Origin of the sequence: Gottfriedia acidiceleris (genome assembly GCF_036421055.1) — a bacterium.
GTDB lineage: Bacteria > Bacillota > Bacilli > Bacillales > Bacillaceae_G > Gottfriedia > Gottfriedia acidiceleris_C.
In genome coordinates this window covers 426,546-445,828 of sequence record NZ_JAZGQS010000003.1, presented here as the reverse complement: position 1 = coordinate 445,828, position 19,283 = coordinate 426,546, and the positions used below count along the sequence as shown (strand labels likewise).

At 33.8% G+C, this 19,283-nt stretch carries 11 protein-coding genes and 9 tRNA genes; 19 read left to right on the top strand and 1 reads right to left on the bottom strand.

Going from position 1 to position 19,283, the window contains the following annotated elements; genetic code table 11:
- Positions 1–203: 203 nt before the first annotated feature.
- From RAH41_RS06940 to RAH41_RS06900, 9 genes are all read left to right on the top strand, one after another.
- Positions 204–276: transfer RNA gene (locus RAH41_RS06940), tRNA-Thr, on the top strand.
- A gap of 10 nt (positions 277–286) precedes the next feature.
- Positions 287–371: transfer RNA gene (locus RAH41_RS06935), tRNA-Tyr, on the top strand.
- 5 nt (positions 372–376) lie between these two features.
- Positions 377–450: transfer RNA gene (locus tag RAH41_RS06930), tRNA-Trp, on the top strand.
- 15 nt (positions 451–465) lie between these two features.
- Positions 466–541 (top strand) — tRNA-His (locus tag RAH41_RS06925).
- An 80-nt stretch (positions 542–621) separates the two neighbouring features.
- Positions 622–696: transfer RNA gene (locus RAH41_RS06920), tRNA-Gln, on the top strand.
- Positions 697–701: 5 nt separating this feature from the next.
- Positions 702–776 (top strand) — tRNA-Gly (locus RAH41_RS06915).
- A gap of 5 nt (positions 777–781) precedes the next feature.
- Positions 782–852: transfer RNA gene (locus RAH41_RS06910), tRNA-Cys, on the top strand.
- A gap of 15 nt (positions 853–867) precedes the next feature.
- Positions 868–951 (top strand) — tRNA-Leu (locus tag RAH41_RS06905).
- A gap of 92 nt (positions 952–1,043) precedes the next feature.
- A tRNA-Leu gene (locus tag RAH41_RS06900) sits at positions 1,044–1,126 on the top strand.
- Positions 1,127–1,354: 228 nt separating this feature from the next.
- On the opposite strand, the gene RAH41_RS06895 is transcribed toward RAH41_RS06900, so the two are convergent.
- Complete coding sequence (locus RAH41_RS06895) at positions 1,355–1,651, bottom strand: hypothetical protein (protein WP_331221466.1); 297 nt, start codon at positions 1,649–1,651, stop codon at positions 1,355–1,357.
- A gap of 514 nt (positions 1,652–2,165) precedes the next feature.
- Between RAH41_RS06895 and queG the strand changes: the two genes are divergently transcribed.
- From queG to RAH41_RS06845, 10 genes are all read left to right on the top strand, one after another.
- Complete coding sequence (gene queG / locus RAH41_RS06890; protein ID WP_331221465.1) at positions 2,166–3,290, top strand: tRNA epoxyqueuosine(34) reductase QueG; 1,125 nt, start codon at positions 2,166–2,168, stop codon at positions 3,288–3,290.
- A gap of 76 nt (positions 3,291–3,366) precedes the next feature.
- Entirely contained in the window at positions 3,367–4,281 is a 915-nt protein-coding gene (locus RAH41_RS06885; protein WP_331221464.1) for an amidase domain-containing protein, read from the top strand.
- A gap of 62 nt (positions 4,282–4,343) precedes the next feature.
- A complete protein-coding gene (trmL, locus tag RAH41_RS06880; RefSeq protein ID WP_331221463.1) occupies positions 4,344–4,838 on the top strand; it encodes a tRNA (uridine(34)/cytosine(34)/5-carboxymethylaminomethyluridine(34)-2'-O)-methyltransferase TrmL in 495 nt (164 codons plus the stop codon).
- A gap of 434 nt (positions 4,839–5,272) precedes the next feature.
- Positions 5,273–7,168, top strand: coding sequence for a PrkA family serine protein kinase (locus RAH41_RS06875; RefSeq protein ID WP_331221462.1), 1,896 nt, complete (start codon positions 5,273–5,275; stop codon positions 7,166–7,168).
- A gap of 95 nt (positions 7,169–7,263) precedes the next feature.
- A complete protein-coding gene (locus RAH41_RS06870) occupies positions 7,264–8,166 on the top strand; it encodes an aldo/keto reductase (protein ID WP_331221460.1) in 903 nt (300 codons plus the stop codon).
- A gap of 328 nt (positions 8,167–8,494) precedes the next feature.
- Positions 8,495–9,682, top strand: a complete 1,188-nt coding sequence (gene yhbH, locus RAH41_RS06865) for a sporulation protein YhbH (RefSeq protein ID WP_088072555.1) — start codon at positions 8,495–8,497, stop codon at positions 9,680–9,682.
- 473 nt (positions 9,683–10,155) lie between these two features.
- Complete coding sequence (locus RAH41_RS06860; protein WP_331221458.1) at positions 10,156–11,427, top strand: MFS transporter; 1,272 nt, start codon at positions 10,156–10,158, stop codon at positions 11,425–11,427.
- 84 nt (positions 11,428–11,511) lie between these two features.
- Positions 11,512–12,228: a 4'-phosphopantetheinyl transferase family protein gene (locus RAH41_RS06855; RefSeq protein ID WP_331221457.1), complete on the top strand. Its 717-nt coding sequence runs from the start codon at positions 11,512–11,514 to the stop codon at positions 12,226–12,228.
- Between the two features lie 38 nt (positions 12,229–12,266).
- Positions 12,267–12,962, top strand: a complete 696-nt coding sequence (locus RAH41_RS06850; protein ID WP_331221456.1) for a thioesterase II family protein — start codon at positions 12,267–12,269, stop codon at positions 12,960–12,962.
- Positions 12,963–12,983: 21 nt separating this feature from the next.
- The gene (locus tag RAH41_RS06845) at positions 12,984–19,280 is read left to right on the top strand and encodes an amino acid adenylation domain-containing protein (RefSeq protein WP_331221455.1); all 6,297 of its coding nucleotides are present in this window, start codon (positions 12,984–12,986) and stop codon (positions 19,278–19,280) included.
- Positions 19,281–19,283: the final 3 nt, after the last annotated feature.

Below are 19,283 nucleotides of genomic sequence, written 5' to 3'. Positions count from 1 at the left end.
AATAATTATTACGCCGACTTAGCTCAATTGGTAGAGCACGAACGAATAAGCTTCGTAGCGAAACATCAGCGTACTTGTCGAAAAACACCTTGAATTATCTATATGAGACAAGGACGACATTATGAAGATTATTACACTAACGCCTAAGTTTGAGTGGAACAATTTATATAAGTAACTAAACATAGTAATTGAATTAATATTATGCCGACTTAGCTCAATTGGTAGAGCAACTGACTTGTAATCAGTAGGTTGGGGGTTCAAGTCCTCTAGTCGGCACTCTTTAACCGGAGGGGTAGCGAAGTGGCTAAACGCGGCGGACTGTAAATCCGCTCCCTGTGGGTTCGGCGGTTCGAATCCGTCCCCCTCCACCATTTATAGGGGCATAGTTTAACGGTAGAATAGAGGTCTCCAAAACCTTTGGTGTGGGTTCGATTCCTACTGCCCCTGCCAAATAATACAATAATGGCGGTCGTGGCGAAGTGGTTAACGCATCGGATTGTGGTTCCGACACTCGTGGGTTCGATTCCCATCGGTCGCCCCATTTTAATTATTTTAACATTTACTCATCTGAGTAATATAATTTATAGTAAATTGAATATAGTATATAAAGTTCTTAATTAATGGGCTATAGCCAAGCGGTAAGGCAACGGATTTTGATTCCGTCATGCCCTGGTTCGAATCCAGGTAGCCCAGCCATTTATGCGGAAGTAGTTCAGTGGTAGAATACAACCTTGCCAAGGTTGGGGTCGCGGGTTCGAGCCCCGTCTTCCGCTCCAAATATGGCGGTATAGCCAAGTGGTAAGGCAGAGGTCTGCAAAACCTTTATCATCGGTTCAAATCCGGTTACCGCCTTTTTAATTTACTTCTGCCGGGGTGGTGGAATGGCAGACACACAGGACTTAAAATCCTGCGGGGGTTGACCCCGTGCCGGTTCGAGTCCGGCCCTCGGTATCATTAAACCTCTTACTTTTGTAAGAGGTTTTTAATTACAAATTGAATGGACAATTTGTCCTTCATATATTATAATTATTTTATAACTTTTTGGCGGTGTGGTGGAATGGCAGACACGCCTGACTCAAAATCAGGTATCTTCACGGATGTGCAGGTTCAAGTCCTGTCACCGCTATATTGAAACCAGAGAAGAGGATTTTGCAGAGATGCAGAATCCTTTTTTGTATTCTTATTAAATAGTAAGGAAAAAAGAATAGAGTTCTTACTGATGATGTAAATTCTTTATCTGCATCTAACATTATTTAATTGTCTCTTTTTGTTTTAACGATCATCATAAAAAAAGGCAGCGACTATAACAATGGTCGTTGCCTTTCTTTGGAATTATTCATTTAGAGTGTTTGCATTACATTTTTACATACTTACGCTTTTGCTTAGCAGCAAACCAATCAAATTGTTTTGGATTTCTTTTATTTGCTAAAGTAACTACTAAACCAGTTGTTGCTATTAGTAGGCTTGCAGCAGCTACTTTAATAGTAAATTGTTTTGCATCTTTTAATTTCTCATTATTGTATCGATCAAGTTCCTTAAGTGTATCCTGTGTTAAATCAATCCTGTCGTTTGTTTCTTCAATCAAACTACATACACCTTCGAAACTTTCGACCAACGGATTTTTTTCTTCATTTACTAAAGGATCTGACATAGTTACTCTCCTCCTATATTTAACCTATTAAGAAGAATTCTATGGGAAAATTCATTATACCTTCATTCAAATTTCTACAAATCTTTCAATATTCTCTGCTATTAGTTAATTAAATAAAGCTCTGTTAAATATTGACCTTTTTCTTACTCACGTCATCCGCTAATTTTACCTGCTATAAACAGTTCTATTCTCGACCTTTACCTAAATCAAGCTAGAACTCTTTCGACAAAAATTGATTTTATTCTTGAATTTATGACAAATTTATGATAAATTTAATTACAAGTTCATTAAAAACCTACTAAATACATCTTACAATTAATTGTATTAGTAGTTTAGCACTTATAACTTGATAACAACGCAGTGTATTGATTCATTCGAAGAACGATACATTGCGTTTTTTTATATTAAAAAACTTATTATTAAAAGCTTTTGTGTCATAATTAGATAAAGAAATAATTTTCTGACTAGAATAGAAAATATAATTTGTAAATAAACAGGCAGTTAGGTGATTCTTGTGAATATAAAAGAATTTCAAAAAGAATTGATATCATATAGTAAAGAAATTGGAATAGATAAAATAGGATTTACGACTGTAGATCCATTTTTAACATTAAAAAATCGTCTATATAGGCAACAGGAATTAAATTATCAATCAGGTTTTGAGACAAAGGATATTGAACGAAGAGTTGATGCAAGAAAAATTATGACAGAAGCTAATTCAATTATTGCAATTGCTCTAGCATATCCATCTAAATTAAAAAATCCTCCTAAAAGTAAAAAAGGATCTACAAGAGGAATTTTTTGTAGGGCTTCATGGGGGGAAGATTACCATGTAGTTGTAAAAAAGAAATTACTTCAGCTTGAGTCATTTATATTATTACATTATCCAAGTGCAAAGGTTCAATCGATGGTTGATACTGGTGAACTAGTGGATCGAGCTGTGGCTGAGCGAGCAGGTATAGGTTGGAGTGCTAAAAATTGTTCAATTATTACGCCAGAATTTGGTTCTTATGTATATTTAGGAGAAATGATTACATCATTACCTTTTGAACCAGATTCGCCTATTGAGGATCAGTGTGGGGAGTGTACAAAATGCCTTGATGTTTGTCCAACAAGTGCAATAGTTTCTCCAGGTCAATTAAATGCTAAAAATTGTATTGCTTTTTTAACACAATCAAAAGAGATGATTCCTGTTGAGTTTCGAAAAGAGCTAGGAAATCGTATATATGGATGCGATACATGTCAGACAGTTTGTCCTAAAAATAAAGGAATAAATTTTACTCATCATACTGAAATGGAGCCTGATCCTGACACTGTAAAACCTCTATTACGCTCTGTATTAAAGGTAAGTAACAGAGAGTTTAAAAGTCAGTTTGGTCAAATGTCTGGGTCATGGAGAGGAAAGAATCCTATTCAGAGAAATGCGATCATTGCACTAGCACATTTTAAAGATGAATCAGCATTAGATGATTTAAAGGAATTAGCGAAAAAAGATGCAAGACCAGTAATAAGAGGTACAGCTATTTGGGCTATTTTTGAGATTGAGGGAAAGAATAGTACACCATTTATTGAAAGTTGTTTGCAAAAAGAGCAAGACAAGATTGTATTAGATGAAATTAATGCTGTTCTTTCAAAGTAATCACTATTGAGTGGTATAATCTCTAATTTTTCAACATCGTATAGAATAAGAATATATGTTGAAAAGGGGGATTATCTTGTTTAATCGTGAACTTTTAGAGCGTTATTTAAAAGAACGATTACAACTTTATTTTGGTGAAGGACAACGAAGTCATCCTATTCAAGAAAAAGAATATCAGGCAATTAGGCGTAAAGTTGAATTATATAATAAGCGTAATATTTCATTAGTGAAAGTATATGGAAATCTTGATGTAAACAATATTTGGACTGAACAGGACGTAACGTATATAAATTATACATTCCATACGCGATATTTTTTAAAGCAAACTGATTTGTATTTTGAAGAGGATCAACATGAAAGACAAATCGCCATTGAAAATGCTGAAATCTTATATGACATACCGTTCCCGATTGATAATCACGTTGAAAATTTTGAACTTGAAGAAGACGATTTAGATGAAAATGAATCATTGGATCGAAATAACAGATATAACCGATTTAATGCTGTTAAATATGCTGAAACCTGGTGGGATGGCCATAATAAAGAATATCCATTGTATGCAAATGATTGTACTAATTTTATATCTCAATGTTTAAGGGCTGGAGGCATTCGAATGGTTGGAATGCCAAAACCAGGAACAGGGTGGTGGTATAAAAATCATTCGAATAGTAGTTATAGCTGGAGGGTTGCTCACGCATTAAGAAGATTTTTACCTTCGCCTAAAACTGGAATTAAAGCAGAAGAGGTGCCTTCTCCTAAAGATCTAACATTAGGGGATATTATCATATATGATTTCGAAGGTGATGGAGTATGGAATCATTGTACAATCGTTGTTGCTAAAGATGAAAATGGTGAACCGTTAGTGAATGCACATACTGTAAATAGTCGTAAAAGATATTGGTCATACTATGATTCGTCTGCTTTTACGGAGAATATTAAGTATAAATTTTTTCACTTCGTTGATGACTTTTCTAACCCTCCAATGGAATAATACCTTATTAATTGCGAATTTGGTATAATATAAAGCATTGAAACAATATAGAGGTGAAAAAGATGGGAATACACGTTGTATTATATCAACCACAAATTCCAGCAAATACAGGAAATATTGCACGTACTTGTGCAGGAACAGATACAAGTTTGCATTTAATCCGTCCGTTAGGTTTTTCAACTGATGATAAAATGTTAAAAAGAGCTGGTCTTGATTATTGGGAGCATGTAGATATCCATTATCATGATTCTTTGGACGATTTATTTGATCAGTATAAAGACGGGAAATTTTACTTTATAACTAAATTTGGGGAAAAAACATATTCAAACTTTGACTATACAAATTTAGATGAAGAGATTTTCTTTGTATTTGGTAGAGAAACAACAGGGCTTCCGAAAGAGTTAATTGAAAAAAACATGGAAACTTGCTTACGTATACCAATGACAGATCATATTAGATCTCTAAATTTATCAAATACAGCTGCAATTTTAATTTATGAAGCTTTACGTCAGCAAGATTTCCGTGAGCTGTTAAAGGTAAAGGATTATTCTAACTAATAAAAGTCACCATATAGGTGATTTTTTTTTATTAATTCAAGATCTTATCAAAGAACATACAAATAAAAAAGATGCTTCTATTAGAACGGCCTAAATAAAATTAAGATCCGCGTTTAGAAGCATCTTTTAAAAATATTATCTGTTTTTCAGTCCAGGTTTGTCATTATAGCCGCCCGTGAAAATTGCTGCTAAGAATGATGCTGTAACTAATAAAATTAATACTAGTCTCATCAGTATGTATCCTCCCAATTGAAAAATTCCCAACACCCTAAACCTTATTATACAAAAAAAACATAGAAATATGAAAGTAAATTTATGAGATTTGGATTTCGATAAAATATATTTTCCTACTCAAAGATATAGCATGAGTACGGACATCCTTGCATATCCTTTAATAATCTCTCTTACAGATGAGAAGAAGGAGGTACTTGTCCATGGATATTTTAAAGAAACTTGAGCAGCATCGGGACATGGAACAAAGATTGAAATGGGAAGGCACTTTTGCTGAGTATCTTGAAATGTTAAAAGAGGAGCCATGGGTTGCACAAACTGCACATTCTAGAATTTATAATATGATTAAAGACGCAGGTATTGAAGAAGTGAATGGTAAAAAAACCTACAGTTTCTTCAATAACAACCTATATGGATTAGAAGAAGCATTAGAGAGACTCGTGGAAGAATATTTCCATCCTGCTGCCAAGAGACTAGATGTAAAAAAACGTATTTTATTGTTAATGGGTCCTGTAAGTGGTGGTAAATCTACTTTAGTAACGATGTTAAAGAGAGGCTTAGAAAATTATTCAAGGTCTGATCAAGGTGCAATCTATGCTATTAAAGGTTGCCCAATGCATGAGGATCCATTGCATTTAATTCCTAACCATTTAAGAGATGATTTTTTCAAAGAATATGGAGTTCGAATTGAAGGAAATCTATCACCTTTAAATTTAATGAGACTTGAACAAGAGTTTGGCGGAAGAATAGAAGATGTTATGGTAGAAAGAATATTTTTATCAGAGGATCGTCGAGTTGGTATTGGTACTTTTAGCCCATCTGATCCAAAATCTCAAGATATTGCAGATTTAACAGGAAGTATTGATTTTTCAACAATTGCTCAATTTGGTTCAGAATCAGATCCACGTGCCTACCGGTTTGATGGTGAGCTGAATAAAGCAAACCGTGGAATGATGGAATTCCAAGAGATGTTAAAATGTGATGAAAAGTTTTTATGGCACTTATTATCCCTGACACAGGAAGGAAACTTTAAGGCAGGGCGTTTTGCATTGATTTCTGCGGATGAGTTAATCATTGCTCATACGAATGAAACAGAGTACAGATCCTTTATTAATAATAAGAAGAATGAAGCACTTCATTCTCGAATAATCGTAATGCCAATTCCGTATAACTTAAGAGTAAGTGAAGAAGAGAGAATTTATCAAAAAATGATCTCTGAAAGTGATGTTTCAAATGTTCATATTGCTCCCCATACTTTACGTGTTGCAGCAATGTTTACAATTCTTACTCGTTTAAAAGAACCAAAACGGGGAGATATTGATTTAGTTAAGAAGATGCGTCTATATGATGGAGAAATGGTGGAAGGGTATAACACTGTTGATTTGGAGGAGCTTAAGAAAGAATATTTAGATGAAGGTATGCATGGTATCGATCCACGATATGTTATTAACCGTATTTCATCTACAATTATTCGAAAAGAGATTCCTTCAATAAATGCTTTGGATGTATTACGCTCATTAAAAGATGGTTTAGATCAACATCCATCAATTTCAAATGAAGATCGTGAGCGTTATATGAATTTTATCTCAATCGCAAGAAAAGAATACGATGATATTGCAAAACAAGAAGTTCAAAAAGCTTTTGTTTATTCATATGAAGAGTCGGCAAAAACACTTATGGATAATTATCTTGATAATGTAGAAGCATATTGCAATAAGAATAAGCTTCGTGATCCTTTAACAGGTGAAGAGATGAATCCAGATGAGAAGTTGATGCGTTCGATTGAAGAACAAATTGGTATCTCTGAGAATGCAAAGAAAGCATTCCGTGAAGAAATATTAATCAGAATCTCTGCATATGCAAGGAAAGGCAAACGTTTTGATTACAATTCACATGAAAGATTAAAAGAAGCAATCCAAAAGAAACTTTTTTCGGATTTGAAGGATGTTGTGAAGATTACGACGTCCACAAAAACTCCTGACGAGCGTCAATTAAAGAAAATCAATGACGTTGTCAGCAGATTAGTTGATGAATATGGTTATAACTCAACATCAGCAAATGAATTATTACGCTACGTAGGCTCATTACTTAACCGTTAAATTGTTTAAGCGGCTATCTATTAGATAGCCGTTTTCTTTTGCATTTAATAAAGTTTATCCTATAATGATTAAAAAGAAGAAAGAGGTACTGTAAAATGGAAAGAATTCAAATAGCTGAAAATCTTGAGTTTTCACAGATTATTCACGGTTTATGGCGTTTATCTGAATGGAAAATGACATCAGAACAATTAGTCACTTTTATAGAAGAATGTATTGAATTAGGAATTACAACATTTGATCATGCCGATATTTACGGTGGGTATACTTGTGAAGAAATTTTTGGAAAGGCTTTAGCATTAAAACCGGAGCTTCGTGAAAAAATTCAAATCGTTACAAAATGTGGTATAAAGTTAAAATCATCAAAGTTTCCTGAACTTAAAATGAATCATTATGATACTAGTAAAGAGCATATCCTTATGAGTGTTAATAATTCTCTGGAAAATCTACAAACAGATTATATCGATTTGCTTTTAATTCATAGACCAAATCCTTTTATGAATCCAAAGGAAATCGCAGAGGCGTTTAATCAACTTCATTCGGAAGGAAAAGTTCGCTACTTTGGGGTATCAAACTTTTTACCATCTCAATTTAATGCATTACAAGCATATTTAAACATGCCTTTAGTAACTAATCAAATCGAAGTTTCACCAATGCAATTAGAGCATTTTGAAAAGGGCACAATTGACTTATTACTTGAAAAAGATATTGCTCCAATGATCTGGTCCCCATTAGCAGGCGGACAAATTTTTACAAGTGAGTCTGAAGCAGCTGTACGCGTTCGAGCAATGCTTGAAGAGATTTCTAGTGAAATAGGCGCAAAATCAATCGACGAAGTAATGTACGCTTGGTTATTAGCTCATCCTGCTAAAATGATGCCAATCGTAGGTTCTGGTAAACTTGAACGTGTTAAAACAGCAGTTGAGTCTACAAAGTTAAGTATGTCAGCGGAACAATGGTTACGAATTTACGTAGCTGGAATGGGGCATAATTTACCTTAAATAAAAATAAGTGGAGAACTTTTTACTAGTTTTCCACTTATTTTTTTTGTTCTTTTTTATGTATTTCTACATGTAGTTAAAGGCAAAAGTTTATTGGAATTTATATATAAATATATTTATTTTTAAGGACTCGTCCAATTTTCTGAAAAAATGGGTGTAAAATTTAGAAGAAACATTGTCAATTATTGTGTCCTTCTGCATATGATAGAGTAATCCATAAAAAAGGGTAGAAAATCACCTACCGAATTAGTTTATGCAATTTAGCAATACTGTGTGACGATTTTTTTATTTTTACAATAAATCATAATAAGTAAGGGAGGGAAAGAAAATGAGTAATGAAAATATCGAACAAAAGCATAATTTTACCATTTCACAGGAAGACTGGACCCTCCATCGTAAAGGACACGACGACCAACAGCGCCACCAAGAGAAGGTACAAGAGGCGATTAAAAAGAATTTAGCAGATTTGATTACAGAAGAAAGCATCATCATGTCAAACGGGCGCGATGTAGTAAAAATTCCAATTCGGTCACTAGATGAGTATAAGATTAGATACAACTACGATAAAAATAAACACGTTGGTCAGGGTACTGGGGACAGTAAAGTTGGCGATGTAGTGGCAAGAGATGGTTCACAAGGTGGCCAGCCGCAAAAGGGTGCTGGTAAAGGGCAAGGAGCAGGTAAGGAATCAGGAGAAGATTATTATGAAGCAGAGGTTTCACTAATGGAATTAGAGGAAGCTCTTTTTAGTCAGTTAGAATTACCTGATCTAAAACGAAAAGAACAAGATTTAAATACAGTAGAAAACATTGAATTTAATGACATTAGAAAAACTGGGTTAATGGGTAACATTGATAAAAAACGTACGATGATGTCAGCTTTTAAACGTAACGCTATGAGTGGAACGCCATCATTCTATCCGATATCTCCAGAAGACTTAAAGTTCCGTACATGGAATGAAATTAGAAAACCAGAATCTAAAGCCGTTGTACTCGCAATGATGGATACGAGCGGAAGTATGGGATTATGGGAAAAGTATATGGCACGAAGTTTCTTCTTTTGGATGACAAGATTTTTACGAACAAAATATGAATCCGTTGATATCGAGTTTATTGCACACCATACAGAAGCAAAAGTAGTTACAGAAGAAGAGTTTTTCACAAAAGGAGAAAGCGGAGGAACGATCTGTTCGTCTGCTTATCGAAAAGCTTTAGAAGTAATTGAATACAAATATTCTCCTGAAAGATATAATATCTATCCATTCCACTTCTCTGATGGAGATAATCTAACATCTGATAATGCTCGCTGCGTAAAATTAGTTCAAGAATTAATGAAAGTGAGCAATATGTTCGGTTACGGAGAAGTAAACCAATACAATCGTCATAGTACACTAATGTCCGCGTATAAAAACATAAATGACGAGAAATTTCGCTATTATATTCTAAAACAAAAGTCAGATGTGTTCCATTCCATGAAAAGCTTTTTCAAGCAAGAGCATGAGAAGGCAGCGAAATAGAGAGCGGGTATGGAGAATTAAATGGCGTGCGAAATAAGTAGAAAGTGAAAAACCAGAAAACCTGTTAGAAGGTTCTTCTGGTTTTTTTTCGTAAATATTTAGAGTTTAAATTCTAATGAAGTCAGATTCTAATTCAAAACCGCTTATGCGTATGTTGAGTAACGCCTCCGCTCGAAATTAATATAATAACATAAAAATCTGGCCATCCTACGGTGAACGCATCCTCATAACAGTTTTTTGGTACTGAAATCCATTTCCATCTTCCCCATATTCTAAACTTCTTATAAATGTATTAAGTGTAAAAATTGAACTTATTCTTTAATAATATTGAATTTCATATTACAAATTTAACATTTTTTAACATTTTTTAACATTTTTTAACAAAAAATTACCAAATAATGGTACATTATTTTTGGGCCTAATAATTAATTATTGTTAATAGTGAAATATTCTATTTTATAGGGAGTGTAAAATTGAGTAGACTTGAGATTTTTCGAAATAAAAATTATATTCTATTGTTTTTTGCAAATTTAACTTCACAAATGGGTAGTGTTATTGGAATTACAGCCATCACATACTATATGCTTAATCGTTTTTCTAATCAACCAGCTTATACTACTACTACTGAATTAATGTATTCCTTACCTACTTTAATCGTTTTTTTTATAGTAGGAGTTTTGGCAGATACATTGGATAGAAAAAAGATAGCTTTATATAGCGACTTAATATGTGGAATTTTATCATTATTCTTATTTTTTTCTTTCATGAAAGGTTTAATACCGTTAATATTTTTATTTTTATTTTTAAGAAGTGCGATCTCTAAATTTTTTCAACCTGCTCAACAGGCCCTAATTCAGGGAGTTTTAAGAGAAGAAGAATATACGGTTGCAGCGGGTTTAAATCAGATGGTTAGCAGTTTGTTTTTATTATTCGGTAGCGGATTAGGAATTTTTGTCTTTTTACATTTAGGCGTTAAATGGGCAATTGCTATTGATGGGTTTTCATTTATTATCTCAGGTATTCTGATTAATTTTTGTAGGATAAAAGAATCAGTGCGTTTACCTAACGGCTCTAAGAGACTTAGCGATATCAAATTTGTGACTATTTTAAAGGACTTTTCTGATGGATTTAGTTATATCAAAACCGATAAGCTACGCACTTCCTTAACTATAGGATTTTTCGTATTTGGATTTGTAAATGGTGGTTTATCTGTTATGCCAGCGTTTATTATGAAATACAAGTTAACTCCTAATACATACGAAACGTCAATGATTTGGTTCGGAATTGTTTTTGGAACTGCAATGCTTTTAGGAAGTATTGTCGCTTCATTAATCGCTCCAAAGTTTAAATTATATCAATTAATAATTGGTGGATTATTTATAACCGGGTTATTTATTGGCCTATCAAGTCTAGCGACAAATGTTTATTTGTTTTTGGTATTTAATTTCGTAGTTGGACTATTTTTACCAATTGCCAATGTCGGAATAGGTGGATGGTTGCCAAGGATTATAGATCCTAAAATGATGGGGAGAGTACAAGGTTGTATAAATCCGCTAATAATGGTGGCACAATCTATTGCACTTGGATTAATTACAATTACATTTCCAAAATATGTTTCAATAGAGTCCCTATTTGTTATTACAGGGGCAGGAATTTTTATGGTCTCTATTTACTTTTTAAGATCATTACCTTATTTTTCACAAGAAGAGCATGTTCTAAGTAAGGAGAGTTCCGTAGATTTATAGTATTGTATGCCTATTCAATTATCGAAATCAAGGTGGATATTGCCACGTTTAATGTCCAACATATTATTGATGGGGAGGGTTACAATGCCCATATCAAGGTCAAGTATCTATGCGTTAAAACTGGATTTTAAAATGGATGAGGTTTTATTCAGCCAAATAGTAAAAAGTCTTACTTATGAGAGACAACGGAAAGTAAATAATTTTCGAAAAAGAGAAGATGCGATCCGATGTATATTTGCTGATCTACTGGCAAAATATGCAATCCAGCAATTTCATGGATGTACGTTAGATCAAATTACCATTGAAATAGGAGATCACGGTAAACCGATTGCCTCTTATCCAAACAATGTACATTTTAATGTCTCGCATGCAGGTATTTGGGTGGTTTGTATTGTAGATGAGCAACCTGTAGGAATTGATGTGGAACAAATACAGGTAGTGGATCTAGAGATTGCCCGCGATTTTTTTATGAAAGAAGAATATGATTTCATAATAGATTCAACGGATATAGAAGGACAGTACAGGCGTTTTTTTCAAATTTGGACGATGAAGGAGTGCTATGTGAAAGCGATAGGAGAGGGACTCAATAAGAGCTTGCAGTCCTTTTCCGTGCACTATTACGAACAAAATCAACCAATCATCCATGATTACTCTTTGAAGCAACCATATCCTTGGCAATATGAACAATGGATGCTACCTGATGAGTATATTCTATCTGCGGCAAGTCAAACTAAATCAAAACCGATTATCTTTTTAGAAAAGGAGAAGGTTTTATTCCAAATAAGAGACTTTATCGAATAACAAAACTAATAAACAACTAAATGATTACAGGAGGATCTATGAAGCTATTTTCTTTTGCCTATGCTGGTGGAGATGGACATATATTCTACCCAATAGCTAAAGAGTTAAAATCATGTAATGTCACAATGATCCCATTTTACTATAAAGGGAGAGGTGGGCGTCTAGATGAGGGTAATTATGAATCCATTATGGAAATGGCGATTGAAGCAGCCCATTTTATTCAAAAACATGAAGTAACTGATGGGTATGCATTGTTAGGGCACAGTATGGGGAGTATTGTTGCTTACGAATGCTTTTATGAACTGAAAAGAAGAGGGTTTCAGCTTCCATCTGCCATATATTTCGCTGGTTCCATGCCACCGGATCAACTAATCCAAAATAGGTTTGTCTTAGATGATGATGAAGCATTTATAGATAAGTTAAAGGAGTTGGGAGGTTTGGATCTTGAAATTTTGGAAGTTCCAGAGTTTAGGAGTTTTTTTCTTCCCATCATCCAAAATGATATTAAAAACTTTCAAGAATATGTTTTCGAAGAAAAAGACGAGAAAATAACCATACCAGTTACGATTTTAACGGGTTCATTCGATCAAGTAAGTGGTGAAAAAGTGAGTGGCTGGAAAAACCATTCTAGTATGGAACCAAGCTTTATTGAATTAGATGGAGATCACTTTTTTTTATTTAAAGGGAATCAGAATTATAAAGCAATATTTAAAAAGATAATAACTGAAGCTTAAGTGAAGGGAGAATGTAAGAGCGTGGAGATTAGTAGGTTAATCATTGAAAAATATGGCACTTTACACGAAATTTTTGAGGAGCAAGCAAAATGTAATCCAGATCGGGTTGCCTTAATAGATGGTGATGTACACATTACATACAAAAATCTAAATAATAAAGCAAATCAATTGGCTCATACAATTAAAGAGTATCTTCCTGTAGGAAATGAATTAATTGGTATTTTCATGGAGAAGAATATGGATTCAATTGTAGCCATGCTAGCCATATCAAAAGCTGGTCATGCTTATGTTCCACTTGACACCACCTATCCGAATGAAAGAATCGAGTACATTATTGAAAATAGCAACATTCAATTTGTTGTTTCCAATGGTGTGAATAAACATCATCCTTCCCTTAAAGATATATCTGTTATTGATAGTTTAGATGACTTGAGTGGGATTTCAGAAAATCCATCCTGGTATAGCGATGAAAATAGACTGGCGTATGTGATTTACACATCTGGAACGACTGGTAAACCAAAGGGTGTCATGATTACACATCAAAATATCGTTGGACTTATGAGAAGTACAAAGGATTTATTTGATTTTAAGGAAAGTGATATTTGGAGTATTTTCCATTCCTATTGTTTTGATTTTTCTGTATGGGAGATTTACGGAGCACTACTTTATGGAGGCTGCGGAGTCATAATCCCAACAATGGATTCGAAAGATACAATGAAGACAATCGAAATTATTCGGAATCATAAAGTAACGGTTTTAAATCAGGTACCTTCATCATTCTACAATCTCGATCAAGCAGATAGGGTTATAAGTAGAGGGTTAGAAACGGTGCGATATGTCATATTTGGTGGAGAAGGTCTTAAACCTCAGAAACTAGCTAATTTTCATGAAAGATATCCAGAAGCCAAGTTAATTAATATGTTCGGAATCACTGAAATTACAGTGCATGGAACGTTTAAAGAAATAACTGAAGAGGAAATTCAAACGAATCTCTCAAATATTGGATATCCCCTACCTGGGTTACGTATGGAGCTTCTAGATCTACAGGAACACAAACCTGTTCCGATAGGGGAAATTGGAGAAATTGTCGTTAGTGGATATGGTATTTCAAAAGGTTATGTGAATAGACCTGATCTTACAAGAGAAAAATTTAGAGATTTGTACGAAGATGGAGAGTTTCACTATTTTTCAGGAGATTTAGGAAGAAAGAATAAAGATGGAGAAATTTTCTATGTTGGACGATGTGATAATCAGGTGAAAATCAGAGGTTTTAGGGTTGAGCTATCTGAAATAGAGGTAGCGTTAATGAAGATTGATGGAATAGTAGATTCCGTTGTTTTAATGAGTCAGGATGATGATGGGAATGACGAGCTTTTTGCCTTTGTAGTAGCAGAAAAGAAGTTTACAGCTACAGATTTAAGGCGAGAATTAAATGGAAACATCCCCTATTACATGATGCCGTATTACTTTATAGCAGTAGATAACATACCACTTACAGCAAATGGAAAATATAATCGAAGATTGCTATTAGATAGGAAAAATGAAAAGCTTCCTGTACAAACTTCTGTCATGATGCGTCCTGAAACAGAGATAGAAAAAAAGGTAGCTAGCTATCTATCAGAACTATTACATAAAGATGTTACGAATTTAATGGATAATTTTTTTGAATTAGGTGGAGATTCTCTTAAGGCTGCTAAATTAATCAATTATTTAAGAGAATGTGGATATAAATTAAGTTTTGATGATTTATTCGATAGTGATACTTTGGTTGATGTCATCCATAAAGCTATTAAAGATAATGCATCAGTAAACAAAGTTGAGGAAACCGCTGATGAATATATAAAATCCTCACTTGTAGAAACACGTATGTTTTCAGTTAGTTCGAGCAGTAAATCGAAAGCATATAACATAACCATTCCACTTACACTTAAAGGCAATCTTGATCATAAAAGACTAGAGACGGCAATTAATAAAGCACTGGATAATCATGAAGTTTTTAGGTATCGCTATATAATGAAAGATACTGAATTAATAAAAGTATTAGATTCCTTAGAGAAAATAGATCTTCAACCATATTCTATTTCAATGTCTTCATTTTTAAGTTCTTATGATTCATACGTTAAGGCATTTTCACCGGAAGATTATCCATTGTATGATGTTAAGTTGTTCGCTCATGAGAATAAACAATATACTCTACTATTAAATTTACATCATATTATGTTTGATGGTATTTCTCTTGAAGTATTTCTAGATGAAGTATTTGAGCTATACAAGGATGACAATTACTTTATTAATAAAGAAGCTGACTATAGAAATTATGTAGAGAATGAAAAGGAATACTTAAAATCGGATGAGTACAAAAGAAATAAGGCGTTTTGGGGAGAAATAATTAAAATTCCTGAAGAAATAGAAGAAGTAACTCGTGATTACCCACGTAATCAAACTAGAACATATAATGGTGAAACAATTTATCACTCCATGAGTATCAGTTTAAAAATGCGCATGAAGGAAGTATGTAAAAAATTGAGAGTATCACCTTTTATGTTTACCCAAGGTGTATTCCATATTTTGCTTTCAAGACTATTAGGGACGGAAGAAATTTTAACTGGAACGATTACTTCGGGAAGAACGGATACTAAATTTGAAAAAAGTGTAGGTATGTTTGTTAATACACTTCCTGTCTATTCAAAACCTAATTCTCAAAAAAGCATTGGAGATTACTTCAAAGAAGTTAGAAAAACATCTATAGGGTTATTTGAAAATCAGAGATATCCATTTGAACATATCGTAAAGGATTTTGATATTCCCTATTCAAAGGATCGAAATCCGATGTTTGATTACATGTTTGTTTATCAGAACTTCCGTGAGAATAAAAAAATACATTTAAGTGATGATTTAGAAGCAGTGTTTGATCATATAAGAAAAGAAGCTAATTTTTCAAAGTTCGATATAAGTTTGGAATTTGTAGATTATTCTGATGGGATCTTATTAAGACTTAACTATGATAATTCCCTTTATAAGCGAAATCGAATGGAACAATTCATGAGATTATATGAAAATACATTTTGTTCAGTCATTGAAAACATAAATTTGGCTATTAAAGATATAGAAATATTAACTCTTGAAGATAAAACGGTTTTGTTACAAGACTTCAATCATACGTATCTGGATATTCAAGAAGATGAGCGCTGCCTAAGCCAGTATGTATCAGATAAATTAAAGTCCTCACCTAATAGAAAAGCAATTGTATGTGAAAAGGATAGCCTTACTTTTAAGGAAGTTGATGAAATATCTAACTATTATGCAAAAATGTTAAATGAAATGGGAGTCAGAAAAAATGACTTAGTAGGTATCTATCTTCCTAGGTCCATATCTTTATATGTTGCGATGGTATCAACGATCAAGTCAGGTGCAGGATTTATTCTTATTGATCCAACACTCCCTAAGGATCGGATTGATTTTATTTTAAATGATTCTGGATGTTCCATCTTAATTACGGAAGAAAGCATGAAAGAAAATCGCTTCAATCAAACATGTTTAGTACTTCCAACGATCAAAGAAAAGCTTGGTATATCAACGGAAAGCTATTTCATTCCAGGCGATCATGATGACTTATCCTATGTGATTTATACATCAGGTACGACAGGAAGACCAAAGGGCGTGAAGCTAAGAGGACAATCAACCGTCAATATGTGTGATTTCCTATTTAAAACTTTTCAGATTAAAAATTCAGCACACTTAACCGTTTCAGCCGTTACCTTTGATATGTTCGTTGTTGATTTCTTTACGAGTATTGCTATGGAATCTACTTTCGTATTACCAACAGATGAAGAAAGAATCGATAATGGGCTGCTTTCTAATTTGATGAAAAAAGAAAAAGTTGAAACAATGCTGGTCACTCCTACTAGGCTTGATTCGATGCTAGAAACTTATCCTGAAAATATCAAGGCTTTAAAGGTCATTTTATGTGGAGGAGAAGCATTAGCACCTTCCACGGTAGCTAAGTTGAAAGAGATTTCAAAGTGTACTCTATTTAACTTTTATGGTCCATCAGAGACTACTGGGTATTGTACGGGAAGTGAAATCATGGATTCTTCGAATATTACCATAGGAAAGCCGGCTGCCTTTTCAAAAATATATATTGTCGATTCATATGGACGGTTATTGCCTCAGGGCTATGAAGGCGAATTATGGGTTGGAGGAAAAAGTGTAGGGAAAGGATACATTGGAAGAGAGGTTTTAAATAGAGAGAAATTTATCGACAATCCTTATCATGAAGGAACGATTTATAAAACAGGTGATCAGGCCATCTTTAGAGAGGATGGAAAAATTGTCTATAAAGGTAGACGTGATCATCAGGTTAAATTGCATGGATACAGAATCGAACTCAAGGAAATTGAAAATACTATTCTCTCAATCGACAAAGTAACTTCCGCCAATGTACATTTGGGCACCACTTTAAATCATGATCAAGAATTAAGAGGATTTGTATCGGGAGAAGTATGCTTAGATGAAGTGGAAAAAACTTTAAACGAAAAGCTTCCTTATTATATGGTTCCTAAGTTGTTAAAAGTGGATGAAATTCCTATGACCCGGAATGGAAAGGTTGATGTGGATTCCTTAAATGAAATATTCAATAAAGAATATTTGAAAAAGGAACATCAACTGGTTCAAGCAGAAACGGAATTAGAACAAGTTCTTTTAGATACTTATAAAGTGGTCTTGAGGAAGGCTGACTTAGGTGTAACAGATCATTTCTTCTATAATGGTGGAGATTCCATTAAAGCGATTCAGTTAGTATCTCTTCTGCGTAAAGCAGGAGTAAAAGTAACGGTTTCTCAGATTATGAATCATCCAGAAATAAGAAGCCTCGCTTCATTAGTAGTGTTTGAAGAAGACACTAAAGTAGAGAAGGTAAGAATTGAGACTGGTTTAGTGCCACTAACACCGATACAAAAATTTTATTTTGAAAAAAATAAGCTCAATGATGAAAACTTTCATCAATCCATGATTATTCAGTGCACTGAAAAGATAGATAGGGAAATGGCTGAACAGGCATTCGAAAAACTGATTCAGCAACATGGAGCATTGAGAACCCATTACTTCACAGAAGATGGACAAGTGAAGGCAGAATGTAAACCTTATCAGTTTGGAACTTTCAGATTAGATGTATATCATGGCCTCTTGGATGAAACTGAAGAAGCTTTGCGTAAAGTGGATAAATTCAATCAAGAAAAAATTTCAATAACAGACGGAAAGTTATTGAATGTTTCGTTACTCCATCATCAGAATCAAGACTATTTGGTAATCGGGATCCATCATATCGCTATAGATGGAATCTCTCAAAGAATTCTTTTAAGGGACTTCATAGAAGCATATAAGAAGGGTCTAGAAGGAAGAGAAGCTGAATTACCAGAGGCTGATACGATACTCATGTGGAGTAAATATTGGTCAGATCTCGATTTCGAAAAATCCTTTAATGAAGAAATACCTTACTGGAAGGAAATGATGGAAAAGGTAAGATTAATACCTCAGCCATTTAGGGAGACAAATACTTTTGCGACGAAAGAAGAGACGCTAACTTTATCAAAGGAAAAAACAGAAAAGCTTATATCAGGTCTCCATGAAAAGTTTGGAACCAAAGTTCAAGATTTATTAATAGCGGCTTTTTCATTAACTTTTAAAGCGAGCGAAACAGATCACTTCCACATGTATATGGAAGGACATGGAAGAGAAATGGAAGGAACAGGGCTTGATATTACTAATACGGTGGGCTGGTTCACGACATTATACCCTGTTGTCTTTACATTGAATAAAGAGAAAGATTTAGGGTATGTAATTAGAGAAATCAAAGACACGATCTCAAAAATTCCTAGTAATGGTATTTCGTATGGAGTACTAAAATATCTGACTTCAGATGAGTTGAAGGAAAAAATAGGAATTAATTTTGATAGTAGAGTAGGTTATGCATTTAACTATATGGGTGAAATGAAATCTGAATCTGATGGTGACTTTATCATCATGGATAAGAATGAAGATTTTGACGTGTCTGACAAGGTGAATATTGGAATCGGTCTAACGTATAATCTAACAATCATCAATGAAAGATTAAAAATTTCGGCCATCTATAATGAATCTCTCATAGATGTGGAGTCAGTAATCGAAGGTCTTAAGCGTTATGAGAATCAATTAACTGAAATCCTGTCATTCATTGAATTATCGAACGAAGAAAATGTTCCGTCAGCAGGAGACTTTGAAGCTAGTAATCTATCCAACGATGAACTAGATGAATTACTCCAATACATGGAGACTATATAGGTA